Raw genomic sequence first — 16,618 nt, forward strand, 5'->3', positions numbered from 1 at the left:
AGCGGCTATCATGTCGCTGCCTGCTCATTTTCGGTCAAAAGAGAGACGTAAGTGACTGACCCTTCTAACAATAGTCAAACTGCACAATGGCGAATTGCGCCCGGTGAGCAACCTACAGACGATCCTTTGCTTGATTGCTTAGTGTTATTGACTGAGCACTATGGCACCCCTTGCTCTGGTGATGCGTTGGTCGCGGGCTTACCGATGACTAATGCCTTGCTTACCCCAGACATGTTTCCACAAGCAGCGGGTCGAGCGGGTCTGGCTGCTCGGTTGTCTCGACGTAACCTGGATAATGTCGGCGCGCTCTTGTTGCCCTGTGTCCTGTTACTCTCCGATCAAAAAGCCTGTGTATTGCGTGAAATAGATAGTGATGCGGGCACGGCACTTATTCAACTGCCTGAAAATGCAGGCGAAGAGACCATTGCGCTTGAGGCGCTTGAGGCCATGTATGTTGGCTACTGTTTTCTGATAAAACGTCAGTACCGCGGTGATCAATCTGTGGATCTGCATTTGCACGACACTAAGATCCACTGGTTTTGGCAGACGGTAAAAGACGCAGCACCTATCTATCGAGATGCGTTATTAGCCTCCATTTTGGTAAACCTTTTCGCGCTTGTCTCTCCTTTATTTGTCATGAATGTCTATGACAAAGTGGTTCCTAACCTTGCGTTTGAGTCTCTTTGGGTGCTCGCAAGCGGTGCGACGCTAGCGTATTGTTTTGACTTTTTAATGCGAAAACTTCGCTCTTACATGATTGATGTTGCAGGAAAAAAAGTCGACATCATTGTATCCTCTCGTTTATTTGCGCGGCTGATGGGAACTCCTTTGGTCAATCGAGGAGCCAGTGTGGGGGCAACCGCAAAACAGCTGGGTGAGTTTGATGCTGTGCGAGATATGTTGACCTCAGCCACAATAACCACGCTTGTCGATCTTCCCTTTGCAGTATTTTTTATTACGGTGATTTATCTCGTTGCGGGGGATTTAGCGATAGTGCCAGTGCTTGCGGGCTTTATCATATTGGCTTACACCATTTCGGTTCAGCCCAAACTAAAAGCGGCTATCGAAGAGAGCAACAAGTATGCATCAGAGCGACACGGACACTTAATCGAAAGCCTCTCGGCGTTAGAAGGGATTAAGTCTAATGTTGCTGAAGGTATTGTGCAGCGTAGCTGGCAACAAATGACCGCACACACGGCTAACTGGAACTTTAAAGTTAAGCAAATCACCAACAATATCTCCTATACCGCGACATTTGTGACCCAAATGATGGCTATCGCGGTGGTGATTTTAGGGGTGTATCGTGTCGCTGATGGTGATATTTCCATGGGCGGAATTATTGCGGCGGTGATGCTTTCAAGCCGCGCCGTGTCGCCGATGGCACAGATGGCGAGCCTGCTCAGTCGCTGGAATCAAACCAGTTCCTCGCTTCGTCAGCTTAATGCCATGATGGAGCAAGAAGATGAGTTTGCAGAAAAAGGCCATCTAGTCAGTCGCAAACGCTTAAAAGGTGAGATCAGTGCTGACAACTTGGCGTTTAATTACCCCGAATCAGAACGTCCAGCGCTCTATCCATTAAACTTCCGTGTTCAACCTGGGGAAGTCATTGCGATTTTGGGTAAGAACGGCTCAGGGAAAACAACCTTACTCAAACTATTAGCTGGCCTATTTCAGCCGCAGCAAGGGAGCTTACGCTTTGATGGGGTCGATAGCCGGCAAATACACCCCGCTGATCTGCGTCGAAACGTCGGGTATCTCGCACAGGATGTAGCCCTGTTTCATGGCACTATCCGTGAAAACATAATGTTTGGTACGCGGCAAGTGACCGAACACCAATTGATGCGTGCTGTGCAGCTTTCTGGTGTGAGCTTATTTACCGCCCAAGATCATGAAGGGCTAGACAAACAAGTCGGTGAGCGAGGCGAACGGCTGTCCCGAGGTCAACGCCAAGCGGTCTCCTTAGCAAGGGCATTGCTCAATGAGCCACCGATGTTGATTATGGATGAGCCGACCGCAAGCCTAGATGCCCATGCTGAAAACCAGTTCATTAAAGCCATGCAAGTGGCGGCGCGTGGGCGAACACTTATCATGGTGACGCATAATATGGCGCTGCTTAAACTGGCTAAGCGTGTGATTGTGATGGATAAAGGGCGCGTGGTCATGGATGGACCCAGAGATCAGGTGCTCAGTAAGCTCAATAAAGGAAATGCATCATGATCAAGCGGTTAATTAAAAAAGACCGTCATACAGATCTAGATATGATCGATGATGTCTATGGTGCGATGATGACAGATGCACCATTGCGTTATCGCGCGGTGGTATGGGGAGCACTCCTGTTGGTCGCGAGTTTTATCGTTTGGGCATCTTTTGCTGAGCTGGATCGCGTCACTCGTGGCAGTGGTAAAGTGATCCCGTCGTCTCATGTTCAGCTGATTCAAAGCTTGGATGGAGGGATCCTTCAGGCCATGTTCGTTGATGAAGGCCAACTCGTCGAGAAGGGCATGCCGTTGGCTCGAATTGATGATACCCGATTCCGCTCAGATCTTGCCCAGCAAGAGCAAGAAGTGGATAGCCTTCGTGCCGCGGTGACTCGGATGTATCACGAACTCGATAGCGTATCGCTGTTGCCCGCCAGCCAGCCTTGGCAACAGCAAATTGTGATTGAACCCAGAACGATCACTTTCCCCGATACCCTCACTAGCCGAAAACCCAATTTGGTGGCTCGCCAAAAGTCTGAATATCGCAGCCGGTTAGATAGCTTGAGTAACCAGCTAGAGATACAAGCACGTCAGATTGTCCAAAAAGGCCAAGAGCTTCAGGAAGTCGCCTCTAAGATAAAAACACTGAATAACAGCATGACAATCATGCAACGTGAGATCAATATCACACGTCCACTGGTCGAAAAGCGCATTGTCTCAGAAGTGGAACTTCTCAAACTCCAGAGACAGATCAATGATATGGAAGGTGAGTTAACTAACCTGAAGCTGTCCCGACCTAAAATCAAAGCGGCGTTGGATGAGGCCATACTAAAGCGACGAGAGGCCGCGCTTCAGTTTATCAGTGAAACACGTGGCAAGCTGAGCGAAATGGAAGCACGGCTGTCTCGGTTGACGGAAGCGACCGTTGGTGCGCAAGACAAAGTGGATAAAGCGGTGATCACCTCTCCGGTGAACGGCACGGTAAAGACAGTGCACATCAATACCCTCGGTGGTGTGGTGCAACCCGGTGAAGACGTGATTGAAATTGTCCCCACCGAAGACCAATTATTGGTCGAGGTGAAAATCTTGCCCAAAGATATCGCCTTTTTGCATCCCGGCTTACCTGCTGTCGTGAAAGTCACAGCCTATGACTTTACCCGCTACGGCGGATTGGACGGGACTGTCGAGCACATTAGCGCCGATACAACGCAAGATGAAGAAGGCAACAGTTTTTACTTAGTGAGAATACGCACAGATTCTTCCCATCTCACTAAGAAAGATGGGACACCCATGCCCATCATACCAGGCATGTTAACGTCAGTGGATATTATAACCGGTAAGCGGACGGTGATTGAGTACTTACTTAACCCGATACTGCGAGCAAAAGAAAATGCGCTCCGCGAGCGCTAATAAAAATAGGAGAAACAACATGCTGCACTTACCACACGTGGTATTTAAAAAGCGTGTGACTGCCATAGCCTTGATGTTAGGGCTAAGTTCGCCTGCTGTTTTATCACAGACACTGGAGCAAGCGGTCGCCCAGTCGCTCGAATCACATCCTCAGATCCGCCAAGCATTTGCCCGCTATAAAGCCAGTGAGCAAGCCATTGATCAAGCGAAAGCCGGTTATTATCCCAAGCTCGATGCGACGGCTGGGATCGGTTGGGAGCGTACCGACTCCCCCGCGACACGGCGTGATATCACCACCGATGATGAAGTGGATCTAACACGGCGTGAACTGGGTGTCTCTCTTCAGCAAATGTTATTTGACGGTTTTCGTACCCAAAACGAAGTTGCGCGTACTCAAAACGAAGCGACGGCGGAGCAGTGGGCAATGGTCGCTACTGCCGAGGATAAGGCTCTAGAGGTCTCTCGCGTTTACCTTGATGTGTTGATTGCAGAGCAAGTGGTGACCTTGGCAGAGAAGAACTTACAAAACCACCAAGAAATCTATGATGCCATTGCGGAGAGCAATGCGGGCGGATTTGCTAAAGCCAGTGACCTCTCTCAAGTTACTGGGCGTTTAGCGAGAGCCAATGCAAACCTGATGTCAGCTCGTAACAATCTTGCTGATGCACAAAGTCGCTTTACCAAAATGGTTGGCGAGTCTCCAGAAGCATTGCGTCTGCCGATGCCTGATGCTGAGTTGCTGCCGCGCACGCTAGAAGCCATGCTAGATATTGCCCTCGAACAGCACCCACGTATTCATGCTGCGCAATCCGATATTGCGGCGGTCAATGCTGCGCGAGATGGTTCGCGCGCTGCGTATTTGCCGACTTTAAATGTTGAAGTGGCGGCAAATTGGAACGAAAACGTTGGTGGGGAAGATGGGGCGGGTCCGCCTGACGTGGGCCCAGAGAACAATAACGTCCAAGCGATGTTACGCATGCGCTATAACCTGTTTAATGGGGGCGCAGACCGTGCGCGTGAACGGCAAACGGCGTATCAAACCATTGAAGCGCGAGAGATTAATGAAATGACGCATCGGGATGTGATTGAAGGGGCAACCCTCGCTTGGAACGCGCGTACGTACCTTGAGCAGCAACGCGACTTTATGCGTCAACATGTTGAAGCGGCCACCGATACCCGCGATGCTTACCGTGAAGAGTTTCGCCTAAATGCACGAACATTGTTGGATGTATTGGACTCTCAGAACGAACTTTTTGAAGCACGTCGTGAATACTTGAGCAAAGAAGCGGATGAGCTTTACGCGCAATACCGAATTTTAAATGCAACCGGTCGTCTTTTGGCGTCATTGCGAGTTGATACTCCTGCCATTTGGAATACTGCGTCACTGAAGCAGGAGGACAGCCAATGAAACAGTTTTATATCGCGGGATTTGCCGTCATGCTTCTTGCCGGCTGCGCACCGCAAGCGGTGGATACAATGCCAACCACCATTGCGCAAAGCCAAGATTTGAGCGACGCCGATTATGATGGTGTGATTTCTGCCCGAGAACAATGCGAGCAAACGCCAAACGGTGCCTTGGTTGACAACAACGGCTGTCCTGAGCAATTGCAAACCAGTGAGTCGTTCGAGTTAAACGTGCACTTTGACACCGACTCCGCCGATGTGGATGTCTCACAATATGCCGATATCCAAACCTTGGCTGACTTTATGCAGCGCTACCCGAATACTCAGGTGGTGATAGAGGGGCATGCCAGTAAAGTGGGGTCGGCAGAGTACAACCTCGCACTCTCACAACGTCGTGCTCAAGCCATTGCGGACGTATTGACGCGACAGTTTGCGATTCCTGCTGCTCGTATTGAGGCTATCGGCTATGGTGAGTCGCGTCCGTTGATTGACCAAGAAAACGACTACGCTAATGAAGTGAACCGAAGAGTGATTGCTCATGTCACTGGTGAGCATGGCTCAACCCATATGCGCTGGACAATTTATTCTTCAGAGCAGACGCCTTAGAGAATGATCTAAAAGAGAAAGCATGACATTACATCAACGTGTTGTCCTGTTTGTTGTCGCCGCCGCTTTGCTAACTGCGTTAGCGACGGCGGCGGTCGCTTTTCAGCTCGGCATAACCCAACTGAAAAGTGAACAGCAACAACAAGTCAGTTTACTCAGTGCAGCGATGGCCGAGGCACTGCCACCCATTATTGAACAAAGCGACAACGAGCGGCTCAACCAGCTCGTGGCGCATTTTATGGCGGCTCCCCAAGTTAAGTCGGTATCGGTGATGCCGATGCTTTCTGGACAACGACAACTTTGGCAGGCGGATGCAAGAGCGATCGCAACGCCTCGTTGGTTTGTGCATTTATCCGGCATTGAGTCAGCGTCGAAAACAGTATCAGTCAGTAATGGCTGGACTCAATTGGCGAGAGTTACAGTGGAGGTTAGTCCACTCCCTGCTGTTGAGGCGCTTTGGGATCGCATGTCGCAACTGGTGACGCTGCTTGCGGCCATGTGTGCGGTGATCCCTTTTGCTGCATCCTTTATGTTTCGGCGCGTGACCACTCCTTTGGCGGAACTGGACACGCGCTTAAACGCGTTAGGGCGAGGTGATTATCAACCCGCTAAGTCGAGAACGCGCGTCAAAGATCTGCAAGCTTTATTGCAGGCCTTTAATCTCGCGGGTCAGCAGGTAGCTCGGGTCCATAAAAGCCAGCAAGAAGAGCTATCGCGTTTACGCGATAAATTGATGATCGATCCCGTCTCTCGTTTACCGAATCGAGGTTACTTCCAACATCAGTTGCAAAGTTTTATTAAAGACGATGTGAACTGCACTTTATTATTAATTGAGACCGAATGGTTATCACGCCTGCGCGCACGTTATGGTTATCAATATCGCGATCAATGCTGGCGGTTGCTGGGTGAAGCCTTAAGTCACGGTGAGTTAGCTGAGAGACACAAACTGGTTGCACGTCTAAGCCACAACGAAGTTGCCATTCTCCTGACCAGTGTTGATGAGGGGAATATTCGTCCTTATCTACAGCGCTTACTGCGTGTGGTTAACCAAGAGCTGGAAAACATTTCCTTGCCCGCGAATCAAGGTTTTTATATTGGTGTAGCGAAAACACAAGACGATGATGCGGCGTCGTTACTGGCCAAAGCGGATAACGCTTTGCAGCAAGCGAAGCGACGCAGTGAGGTTTACCATTGGCCTAGTCATGCGAATGCCGATAGTCGAACCCGAGAGCAGTGGCGCAACATTTTGCTTGATGCACTCAATAAAAATCCGCTCACCCTTTATGCTCAGCCAGTGAGGCATCGTGATAATCAAACCAACTGGCACCAAGAGGTCTATGCCCATTTGTGGGTGGATGAGGCTTGGTTGTCTGCTGGGCAGCTGCTCAATCGTATTGAAATGTACGCGCTGGGTGAAGAATTTGATCGTCATGTGCTGACACGCGCCGATCAGTACATTAAAGCGCATCCAGACTCGGACAAACTTGCCATTAACCTGACGGTAGAGAGTGTGAGAAGTACGGCGTTCCATGACTGGTTAGCCAACTACTTATTAAAAACCTACTTGTCAGATAAGCTCGCGTTCGAGGTTGCGGAGGAAGCGGTGCAGGTCGACATTGCGGCATGCCAAACCCTGTTTAAGATGATCCGAGAGCATGGGTTTGAAGTGGGGATTGACCATTTTGGCCGTGATATGGACAACGTGAATTATATCCACGATATTGAGCCCGATTATGTCAAACTCGATATTGGCTTTGGTCAGCCGTCGAGCGATGTGGATGATGTCTTTATCCGTATGCTGATCAATATTGCCGCGGCGCAAGAGATACGCGTCATTGCCACGGGCATTGAGCAATCTGATCAGCACCAATATTTTCATCAATTGGGCTGTCATGGTTACCAAGGCTATATATTGCCACCGGTTCAACTGGACAACCTTTCTCAGTCCGCGTCATTGCCAAGCTGAGCACGCATAATAAGTGCGTCTTCCGTGGTGCCATCCGGGCAGGGGTAATAGCTTGCTCGGCGGCTTATCAGCTCAAATCCCTGTTTTTGATACAGCGCCCGTGCACCACGGTTACTTTGTCGCACTTCTAACCACAAGGTGTTCGCCCCTGCAGCAACGAGTGTCTTTTTTAGCAAGATGAGCAGCTGGTGACCGACGCCTTTACCTTGAAAAGGCCGGTCAACGGCGATGTTTAAAAGCTCTGCTTCGCCAGCGACGCAACGCGTGTAAAAATAACCGATGATCTGATCATCTTGGTTGACTAACGCATAGTGGTGATCGAAGCGCCCCTGAGCCGGTGCAAGCTGTGTCTTGGACCAAGGCGCGATATGCACGGCCTGTTCAATACGTACGATATCGCTCAGGTGCTTATCGTCGATAGGCTGGAGCGTGTAATCAGTCATATTGGCAGATCTGACGCCATAAATCGCGTTTTGCCGCAGGGTTATCATGCATCTGTGCCAAGGGGAGAGAGCGGAGTGTACGCACACCGTCAATCATGACCTCCGGCTCGCCAATATACCAACACCAGACCAAGTAGTGATCGCCGAGTGCTGCGAGCGCAGCGTGGGGCAGTTGCCTCGCCTTATCAGCGTCAAGCTTCATACTTTTTAAGATATTGCCAAATAACCACGCATCTTGCTCGCTGAGAGGATCGTCGCAAACCAGCAATAGCTGGCAGTTTTCGGGAAGCTGGATAACTTCCTGTTCACGGCCGTAAAGCTCAGGATGGCGGAGTTGCCAGACGGATAAACCCATGGCTTGTAAACGTTGAATATCGGTCAACATATCGAGTGCTCGTTAAACGGTGGCGGCAGTGAGTTGCTTGTACCACCAATGCTTGTCGGTCGAAATCGGCGCAAATTCAGCATTGGCCGCTTGAGGGCTCGGCGCAATTTTAAGCTGACAATAGCCAAGTTCAAACAAGACGGATTCTGCCTCATCTAAAAGGGGAGCAATCAATTCAGGGTCGGGGCTAAACCAAACCGCGATAAGTTGCGCATTATCCTCGGATTGTGCATCCACGACGGCAATGTGTCCCAGTGTGCTACCCATATCATCCGTAGCGACCAGTGACAGCGTGATCAGCCCTTGCTCTCGCCATTGTTGCAACTGATCAGCTTGCTGAGGGTTAGCGAGTGTATCTCGCCACCATTGATCGAGGCGAACCAGATCGGCGGGCGCTTCTGAGCGGATTAACATAGCGAAAGGCCTAGATGACAAATGATGCGGTCAGGATAACGGATTCCCGATCCGGTGCAAGCACTGTGCGAACAAGGTTTCAGTATATCGACGCTCAGAGTCTGTATTGTTAAGCAACAAATTGCGCACTTTCGCTGCAAACTCAACACCAATGACTGATTTTGAGCACCTTATCTATTTTTACAGATTGATGTGCGGTATATAGTGTTAAAAGCTTGAACGCTACAGCAGCTCCACATAGAGTGCTACTGACAAGCTAATAAAAAGTGTCTAACATGTGAGACGAATTTTTCGCCACGACACGTTGGTCGGCACCTGTACCGAGGAAGATGTGAGCCATCCATGCCAATTTCGCAGTTAACCGATTGGTTTTACCGCTTAACCGACAGCAGTCCGTTTCTTTTTGCCATTCTCGATAGTGACGATTGTTACCTCTATGCCAATCAGCGATATGCGGATTTAACTGGGGTCTCATTGGATGCCTTGGCGGGGGCGAACGACCGGCAAACGCTCGGGGAACAGTTTTATGCTGCGGTAAAGCCGCATTACGAGTCAGCCCGGCGAGGGAAAAGCACTGAAGGGGAAGTGGTGGTGTCTGATGGCTATCACAGCACCAGTTTTCATTTTAGTGTCGCCCCGCTTAATGAGCATCGAGACAGCAAAGGGCAGCCGTATGTGGTCATTCATGCTGCTGACACATCAGAGCGGCAGGTGCTTGCAAGTGCCCTTGAAGAAGCCGAAGAAAAATTTTACCGCTTGAGTGAATTGATTGATGACGGCTGCTGTTTGGTAGAAGACGCACTGATCCTCTCTGCAAATCCCATGGCAGTGGAACGCCTCGGTGTTGACAGCGCAGACGCCTTATTGGGTGAGTCGTTATCGACCTTCCTGCGTCCCGCAGATTCCAATCAGTCCCTCGTCGCCATGCTTTCACAGCCTGAAGGCCATCAAAGCATCCCGTGTGTGCTTGCCAACACGGGAACACCCATCGAAGTGTCTTGTGCACCTATTCACATCCTAGGTAAAAACGCGCATATGGTGCGTTTGCATACCCAGGCTGTCGTGGCTGAGCCACCGCCTGCGGCGATGATCCATTCGGCGTACACGGATGCGTTAACTGGATTGTATAACCGACATGGCTTTAGTCGTGAGTTGGATGGCTTGATAGCCAGCGATACACCCTTAGCCATGCTGTACCTTGACGTAGATAACTTTAAAAATATCAACGACTCATTAGGTCACCATATTGGCGATCGGGTATTACAAGATATTGCCCAACGCTTACGCCGTTTACTGTCACCAGACACCATTGTGGGTCATCTGGGTGGCGACGAATTCGCAATTATTCTGCCCAAGCCGGCGACCGAAGACGCGCCTGACCAGCTTGCAGAAAAAGTGGTCTCTGTGATCAGTCAGCCGTTTGAGCTGCACCATTTTAGTAAGTACTTGGCGTGCTCTGTCGGGTTGGTACGCTATCCAGAAGACGGCAAAGATGCACGCAGCCTACTGCAAAATGCCGATACTGCCATGTATGAGGCGAAAGAGCGCGGCCGAAACCGCGTAGTCGCCTATAACGACCAAATGAGCAAAGAAGCTCGGATGCGGCTTTGGCTTGAGATTGAACTGCAAAAAGCATTACAAAATAATGGCCTAGAAGTGTGGTATCAGCCAAAAGTTAACGCGAGCGATTACCGCGTCAACGGGGCGGAAGCCCTGGTGCGTTGGAAGCATCCAGTCGAAGGATACATCAGTCCTGCGCGATTTATTCCGGTCGCAGAGCGGTGTGGCTTGATTGAGCAACTGGGCCGAAATGTAATGCGAGAGGTGTTTCAAAATGTGCGTCGTTGGCGTCTTCATGATGTCTTACCCGGCCGTGTCGCCATCAACCTTTCTCCGGAACAGTTTCGTAATCCTAAACTGACCGAGCATATGGAAAAACTGCTGCGCGCAACCGGCGCAAATCCCGAAGACATCACGTTTGAGCTTACAGAAAGTGCGGTGATGAATGACGATACCCATGCCATGCAGATGCTCAATGCAATCAAAGAGCTGGGTTTTGCCTTGTCTATCGATGATTTCGGAACCGGATATTCCTCGTTATCCTACTTGGCGCGTTTTCCGCTGGATGAATTGAAAATCGATCGCGCGTTTATCCACGATATGGATGCGTTGAGTAAGCAAGTGACCTTGGTGGAAAGCATTATCAACCTTGGGCGGGCCATGGAGATGACCGTGGTAGCAGAAGGGGTAGAAACGCGCCAACAAGCGTCGGTGCTGACCAATTTAAACTGTGACACCATTCAGGGATATTATTTTCACTCGCCCATGCCGCGGCGAGAATTTGAAAAACTATTACAAAAAAGTAAGCCTCGTAAGCAGCCACCCCAAACCGTACCCGCTCCTACAGACTAACCAGATCAAATAACCGCCTGTACAATGCGGTTATTGGTTTGCGCTATTCGTCGTTTTGCTGGGATTGATGATAGGCAATACGATTGAGCTCCAGTAGGGCATAGCGGTGTTCGACAAAGGCATACACATTGCCAGACATGGCCAACTTATACAGTGCAACCGCTTTGTCTTGATTGCCAAGGTGCTGATAGTGTTTGGCCAGATAAAAATAGGCTTCGCATAAACGCTCCGCCAGCACTTGGTTATCGCTCGCTTGAGTGGCCAATTGTTCCAGCAATTCTCGCTCGCTCACCTTGCCCAAAAACATCCGCGCCAGTTGCCATCCCCAATCCAGTTGGTCGCTGTTTTCTATCCGCTCGGCTAAATGTGTTTTGGCCGCGTCATCGCCTTTCCAATCGCGCTCCACCAAATACAGCCAAATCACACGATACGGATCGTCCACATCGTCTTGGTAATGGGTGAGAAGATCCTGATAGGCGAGGCGGTAGCGTCCACCATAGTAAAGCGCGATACCACGATTGCGCTCGGCATAAGTGTGCGTGTTATCTAGCTCTAAAGTAGAGTCAAACGCTTCATATGCGGCATCGTAGTGACCGGTTTGGGTGAAGTAGACGCCCAGAATATTAAACACGTCGGGTTGATCCGGCTTTAGTGAGAGTGACTGATTAAAATCGAGCCGTGCCAGATCGCGCATACCGAGGCTATCGTGCAGCAAACCGCGCTCATAGTGGAGTTGGGCGCGCGCATCGTCGCTCAGATCGTCGCGAGCGAGTAGTTGGTCAATACGGGCAAGATGCACTTCCTGTTGCAACGTGGGTTGCAATGGCACGGCCATGGGCGGGAAAGTCCACTGACTGGAGCAGCCTGTGAGTAGTAAAAGGCCTGCAATGACCAGCGACTTCAAAAAAACGGTCATGACGGTGCGTCTCCATATAAAAAAAGGGGGCCACGGCCCCCTTTATAGCATGAATTACAATCAGACTCTAAGCGTCAGTTGCAGGTGCATCATCGGCAGGTGCAGCCTCAGTGGCTGCTTTATCCGAAGCCGCTTCTTTCATGCTTAGACGGATACGACCTTGGCGGTCGATCTCTAGCACTTTCACTTCGACTTCTTGGCCGATTTCGAGGAAGTCAGAGACTTTCTCAACGCGCTGATCTGCGATTTGCGAGATGTGTACCAGACCATCTTTACCACCGATCACAGACACGAACGCACCGAAATCAACGATACGCTGGACTTTACCCGTGTAGATGCGGCCCACTTCCACTTCAGCGGTCAAGGCTTCGATACGAGAAATCGCATCTTGTGCCGCCGCGCCGTCAGTTGCAGCAATTTTCACCGTACCGTCGTCATCGATTTCGATTGTGGTGCCGGTTTCTTCGGTTAGCTGACGGATCACCGCGCCACCTTTACCGATCACATCACGGATCTTATCTGGGTTGATGCTGATGGTGTGAATACGTGGCGCAAACTCAGAGATATCATCGCGCGCTGAACCAATCGCTTGATCCATCACATCCAAGATATGCAGACGCGCACCTTTTGCTTGGTTTAGAGCGATTTGCATGATCTCTTTGGTGATACCTTCGATTTTGATGTCCATCTGCAGTGCAGTCACACCGTCATCGGTACCCGCGACTTTAAAGTCCATGTCGCCAAGGTGGTCTTCATCACCGAGGATGTCAGAAAGTACGACAAAATCGTCCCCTTCTTTAACCAGACCCATCGCGATACCCGCGACTGATTTTTTCACCGGTACACCGGCGTCCATCAGTGCCAGAGAGGTACCACATACCGACGCCATTGACGATGAGCCGTTTGACTCAGTGATCTCAGAGACCACACGGACGGTGTATGGGAATTCGTCTTGGCTTGGCATTACCGCAGCGATACCACGTTTCGCGAGACGGCCATGGCCGATTTCACGACGCTTTGGTGAACCGACAAAACCTGTTTCACCGACACAGTATGGAGGGAAGTTGTAGTGCAGCATAAAGCTGTCCTGACGCTCACCCATGATTGAGTCGATGATCTGTGCATCACGTTGGGTACCCAGTGTGGCGGTCACCAGCGCCTGCGTTTCACCACGCGTGAACAACGCGCTGCCGTGTGTGCGAGGTAGCACACCGGTACGTACGTCTAGCGCACGAACCATGTCTTTTTCGCGGCCATCGATACGTGGCTCGCCGGCAATGATGCGGCTACGCACGACTTTTTTCTCTAGGTCGCCAAGCATATCGAGGATTTCACGCTCGTCGAGGGTCTCGTCTTGCTCAAGCAGAGCGGCAACCACCTCTTGCTTCACGTTACCGACTTGCTCATAACGCGCCATTTTTTCAGTGATTTGGTACGCTTGTGCGAGTGGGCCTTGCGCCATTTCTGCGACACGCGCTTGCAGGGCAGCATTCACTTCTGGTGCTTGCCAATCCCACGCAGGGGTACCAACTTCCGCGGCGAACTCTTTAATAGCGTTGATAGCGACTTGTTGTTGGTCATGACCAAACATCACCGCTTGCAGCATTTGTTCTTCGCTTAGGCGATCGGCTTCAGATTCAACCATCAGCACCGCGCCTTCAGTACCGGCAACCACAAGGTCAAGACGGCTGTTGTCCAGCTCTGCTTCGCTTGGGTTCAATACCAGCTCATCGTTGATATAACCAACACGTGCTGCACCGATTGGGCCATTGAATGGGATACCAGAAATCGCCAGTGCCGCAGAGGTACCTAGCATGGCAACCACATCTGGGCTAACAGCTGGGTTTACCGATACTACGGTCGCAATCACTTGAACTTCGTTTTTGAACGAGTCAGGGAAAAGCGGACGAATAGGGCGGTCAATCAAACGTGCTGTCAGGGTTTCTGACTCTGAAGGACGACCTTCACGCTTGAAGAAACCACCTGGGATTTTACCTGCCGCGTAAGTACGCTCTTGGTAGTTCACGGTCAGTGGGAAGAAGCCTTGGCCTTCTGCCGCTTCTTTTTTACCGACGACAGAGACGAATACTGAGGTATCGTCCATGCTTGCCATTACCGCACCGGTGGCTTGGCGAGCCATCACACCGGTTTCCAACGTCACGGTATGGTTGCCGTATTGGAATGTTTTTACGATTGGATTCACAGAATGTTTCCTTGTTGCTGAGGAGATAAATCATCCGATTTATCGAGCTAAATGTAAGCTTTCAGCTGTTCACCATCGCGACTAATGGCAACACACTGAGGGCTTGTCTCGCGGGCGGACGTGCAATGTGTTGTCAATAGCCGCGACCGGATGGTCGACTTCGTTGACTGTGTCACAACTGAAAGTGGCGCTAATTATACACGTGCTTCACCGATAACGACACCACGCTGCGTTCAATTGGCAACATTTGTGATGTGTTTGGCAAGCAATCTTGACCCTAACGAACACAGATAACAGTGCCAAGTCAGATTTGTGAATTGAAGCTGGCTACAAGATCAGCGAAAATACGTTCCCTTTGTGATTAACCCCCTCAGTTGGCGCCTGATTGCCGCCTGAATAAATCAAGAAGATAACTTGCTATGTCTAATACACCGCTGCAACAGGAAGTTGATAAACGACGCACCTTTGCGATTATCTCGCACCCGGATGCGGGTAAAACCACGATTACTGAAAAAGTCCTGCTATTCGGACGTGCGATTCAAACCGCCGGGACGGTCAAAGGGCGCGGCTCTAACCACCATGCAAAATCTGACTGGATGGATATGGAGAAAGAGCGGGGGATCTCCGTGACCACGTCGGTGATGCAGTTCCCGTACAATGACTGTTTGGTCAACCTGCTTGATACCCCAGGGCACGAAGATTTCTCGGAAGATACTTATCGAACCCTCACCGCGGTTGACTCCTGTTTGATGGTGATTGACGCAGCAAAAGGTGTTGAGGATCGTACCCGTAAGTTGATGGAAGTCACGCGGTTGCGCGATACCCCGATCATTACCTTTATGAACAAATTGGACCGTGATATTCGCGATCCGATGGAGCTGCTGGATGAAGTAGAAAGTGAGCTCAATATTGCCTGTGCGCCAGTGTCATGGCCAATTGGTTGTGGTAAAGGGTTTAAAGGGGTGTATCACATTCATCGTGATGAAAGCATCTTGTATCAGTCTGGCCAAGGTCACACCATTCAAGAAGCTCGCATCATTAAAGGGTTGGACAACCCCGAATTGGATGAAGCAATTGGTGCTGATATTGCACAAGACTTACGTGATGAGCTCGAGCTGGTCATGGGCGCGTCGCATGAATTTGATCGCGAGCTGTTTCTCAGTGGCGACTTAACACCGGTCTTTTTTGGTACGGCACTGGGTAACTTTGGTGTCGATCATATGTTGGATGGGTTAACAGCTTGGGCGCCGAAACCGCTCTCTCGTCCGACGTCGGATCGTGTCGTTAATGCCGACGAAGAAAAATTCACCGGCTTCGTCTTTAAGATTCAGGCCAACATGGATCCCCGTCACCGTGACCGAATTGCTTTTGTTCGAGTGGTATCCGGTAAGTACCAGCAAGGTATGAAGTTAAAACATGTGCGCTTGGGCAAACAAATTAATATCTCTGACGCCGTGACCTTTATGGCGGGTGATCGCGCGCGAGCCGAAGATGCTTACGCCGGCGATATTATTGGTTTGCACAATCATGGCACTATCCAAATTGGGGACACCTTTACACAAGGCGAAGATCTTAAGTTTTCTGGGATCCCTAACTTTGCGCCTGAACTGTTCCGCCGCATTCGCTTGCGTGATCCTTTGCGTCAAAAGCAGCTGCTTAAAGGTCTGGTCCAGCTTTCGGAAGAAGGTGCGGTACAGGTCTTCCGTCCGCTACAATCGAACGATCTTATCGTTGGTGCGGTTGGTGTGCTGCAGTTTGATGTGGTGGTGGCACGCTTGAAAGCGGAATACAACGTTGATGCGATTTATGAGTCGATTAACGTGGCGACTGCACGTTGGGTCGAATGTGAGGATGAGAAAAAACTCGACGACTTCCAGCGTAAAAACCAAGCTAACCTCGCGCTGGATGGTGGTGACAATCTTACCTATATCGCACCGACCATGGTCAACCTCAACCTGACCCAAGAGCGCTTCCCGGACATTCAATTGCGGGCAACGCGTGAGCACTAAGTAAGCGGGTTGATGCCAAAGGCATCGCACTCATGTAGGGGAGCAGCTTCGTTCCCTGCGGGTGAGGGTCAAACCTTCTATAATGCCGTCTGTATAGGGCGGCATTTTACTTTTAAGAGGACAGCGATGAAGCCAGCTTTGGCCATCAAAAGGTGGGTAGCGCGTTATGATGCATGGTGCCAACGCATGGGGCTCATTCCTGAGAACCGACGCAGTTGCGTGCCGGTAAAACGCGAATCACATACTCAGATA

At 50.6% G+C, this 16,618-nt stretch carries 12 protein-coding genes; 7 read left to right on the forward strand and 5 right to left on the reverse strand.

The window, feature by feature from the left end; translation table 11 throughout:
- The first annotated feature begins 51 nt into the window (after window positions 1-51).
- From E8E00_RS02150 to E8E00_RS02170, 5 genes are read left to right on the forward strand one after another with little or no spacing between them, the layout of a single operon-like run.
- Entirely contained in the window at window positions 52-2,217 is a 2,166-nt protein-coding gene (locus E8E00_RS02150; protein WP_069589141.1) for a type I secretion system permease/ATPase, read from the forward strand.
- Window positions 2,217-3,608, forward strand: coding sequence for an HlyD family type I secretion periplasmic adaptor subunit (locus E8E00_RS02155; protein WP_198536707.1), 1,392 nt, complete (start codon window positions 2,217-2,219; stop codon window positions 3,606-3,608). Before E8E00_RS02150 ends, E8E00_RS02155 begins: the two co-directional genes overlap by 1 nt.
- A gap of 19 nt (window positions 3,609-3,627) precedes the next feature.
- Entirely contained in the window at window positions 3,628-5,016 is a 1,389-nt protein-coding gene (locus tag E8E00_RS02160; RefSeq protein ID WP_096629819.1) for a TolC family outer membrane protein, read from the forward strand.
- A complete protein-coding gene (locus tag E8E00_RS02165; RefSeq protein ID WP_096629817.1) occupies window positions 5,013-5,618 on the forward strand; it encodes an OmpA family protein in 606 nt (201 codons plus the stop codon). The genes E8E00_RS02160 and E8E00_RS02165 overlap by 4 nt, the downstream gene beginning before the upstream one ends.
- Before the next feature lie 22 nt (window positions 5,619-5,640).
- Window positions 5,641-7,584: an EAL domain-containing protein gene (locus E8E00_RS02170; protein WP_096629814.1), complete on the forward strand. Its 1,944-nt coding sequence runs from the start codon at window positions 5,641-5,643 to the stop codon at window positions 7,582-7,584.
- On the opposite strand, the gene rimI is transcribed toward E8E00_RS02170, so the two are convergent.
- The 3 genes from rimI to E8E00_RS02185 are packed head-to-tail and all read right to left on the reverse strand — an operon-like array spanning window position 7,560 to window position 8,826.
- A complete protein-coding gene (gene rimI / locus E8E00_RS02175) occupies window positions 7,560-8,027 on the reverse strand; it encodes a ribosomal protein S18-alanine N-acetyltransferase (RefSeq protein ID WP_168174051.1) in 468 nt (155 codons plus the stop codon). The genes E8E00_RS02170 and rimI overlap by 25 nt on opposite strands.
- Window positions 8,020-8,412: a DNA polymerase III subunit psi gene (locus tag E8E00_RS02180; protein WP_096629807.1), complete on the reverse strand. Its 393-nt coding sequence runs from the start codon at window positions 8,410-8,412 to the stop codon at window positions 8,020-8,022. Before E8E00_RS02180 ends, rimI begins: the two co-directional genes overlap by 8 nt.
- 12 nt (window positions 8,413-8,424) lie before the next feature.
- A complete protein-coding gene (locus tag E8E00_RS02185; protein WP_069589150.1) occupies window positions 8,425-8,826 on the reverse strand; it encodes a hypothetical protein in 402 nt (133 codons plus the stop codon).
- A 342-nt stretch (window positions 8,827-9,168) separates the two neighbouring features.
- On the opposite strand from E8E00_RS02185, the gene E8E00_RS02190 reads away from it, so the two are divergent.
- Window positions 9,169-11,238, forward strand: coding sequence for a bifunctional diguanylate cyclase/phosphodiesterase (locus tag E8E00_RS02190; RefSeq protein WP_096629804.1), 2,070 nt, complete (start codon window positions 9,169-9,171; stop codon window positions 11,236-11,238).
- A 43-nt stretch (window positions 11,239-11,281) separates the two neighbouring features.
- Here the strand turns inward: E8E00_RS02190 and nlpI are convergent, their stop codons facing one another.
- On the reverse strand, window positions 11,282-12,154 hold the full coding sequence (gene nlpI / locus E8E00_RS02195; RefSeq protein WP_096629801.1) for a lipoprotein NlpI: 873 nt from the start codon (window positions 12,152-12,154) through the stop codon (window positions 11,282-11,284).
- Between the two features lie 67 nt (window positions 12,155-12,221).
- Window positions 12,222-14,357 (reverse strand): polyribonucleotide nucleotidyltransferase, encoded by a 2,136-nt coding sequence (gene pnp, locus E8E00_RS02200; protein WP_077640223.1) that lies wholly within the window; start codon window positions 14,355-14,357, stop codon window positions 12,222-12,224.
- Window positions 14,358-14,776: 419 nt separating this feature from the next.
- Between pnp and prfC the strand changes: the two genes are divergently transcribed.
- A complete protein-coding gene (gene prfC / locus E8E00_RS02205; protein ID WP_096629798.1) occupies window positions 14,777-16,366 on the forward strand; it encodes a peptide chain release factor 3 in 1,590 nt (529 codons plus the stop codon).
- Window positions 16,367-16,618 lie beyond the last annotated feature (252 nt).

This window comes from Salinivibrio sp. YCSC6 (assembly GCF_004916735.1).
Taxonomy (GTDB): Bacteria; Pseudomonadota; Gammaproteobacteria; order Enterobacterales; family Vibrionaceae; genus Salinivibrio; species Salinivibrio proteolyticus.

What these genes read in the sequence shown, in the direction of transcription:
- prfC (WP_096629798.1), top strand. Translation starts at nt 14,777, where the DNA reads ATGTCTAATACACCGCTGCAACAGGAAGTTGATAAACGACGCACCTTT.
- E8E00_RS02165 (WP_096629817.1), top strand. Translation starts at nt 5,013, where the DNA reads ATGAAACAGTTTTATATCGCGGGATTTGCCGTCATGCTTCTTGCCGGC.
- E8E00_RS02180 (WP_096629807.1), bottom strand. Translation starts at nt 8,412, where the DNA reads ATGTTGACCGATATTCAACGTTTACAAGCCATGGGTTTATCCGTCTGG.
- E8E00_RS02185 (WP_069589150.1), bottom strand. Translation starts at nt 8,826, where the DNA reads ATGTTAATCCGCTCAGAAGCGCCCGCCGATCTGGTTCGCCTCGATCAA.
- E8E00_RS02190 (WP_096629804.1), top strand. Translation starts at nt 9,169, where the DNA reads ATGCCAATTTCGCAGTTAACCGATTGGTTTTACCGCTTAACCGACAGC.
- nlpI (WP_096629801.1), bottom strand. Translation starts at nt 12,154, where the DNA reads ATGACCGTTTTTTTGAAGTCGCTGGTCATTGCAGGCCTTTTACTACTC.
- rimI (WP_168174051.1), bottom strand. Translation starts at nt 8,027, where the DNA reads ATGACTGATTACACGCTCCAGCCTATCGACGATAAGCACCTGAGCGAT.
- E8E00_RS02160 (WP_096629819.1), top strand. Translation starts at nt 3,628, where the DNA reads ATGCTGCACTTACCACACGTGGTATTTAAAAAGCGTGTGACTGCCATA.
- E8E00_RS02170 (WP_096629814.1), top strand. Translation starts at nt 5,641, where the DNA reads ATGACATTACATCAACGTGTTGTCCTGTTTGTTGTCGCCGCCGCTTTG.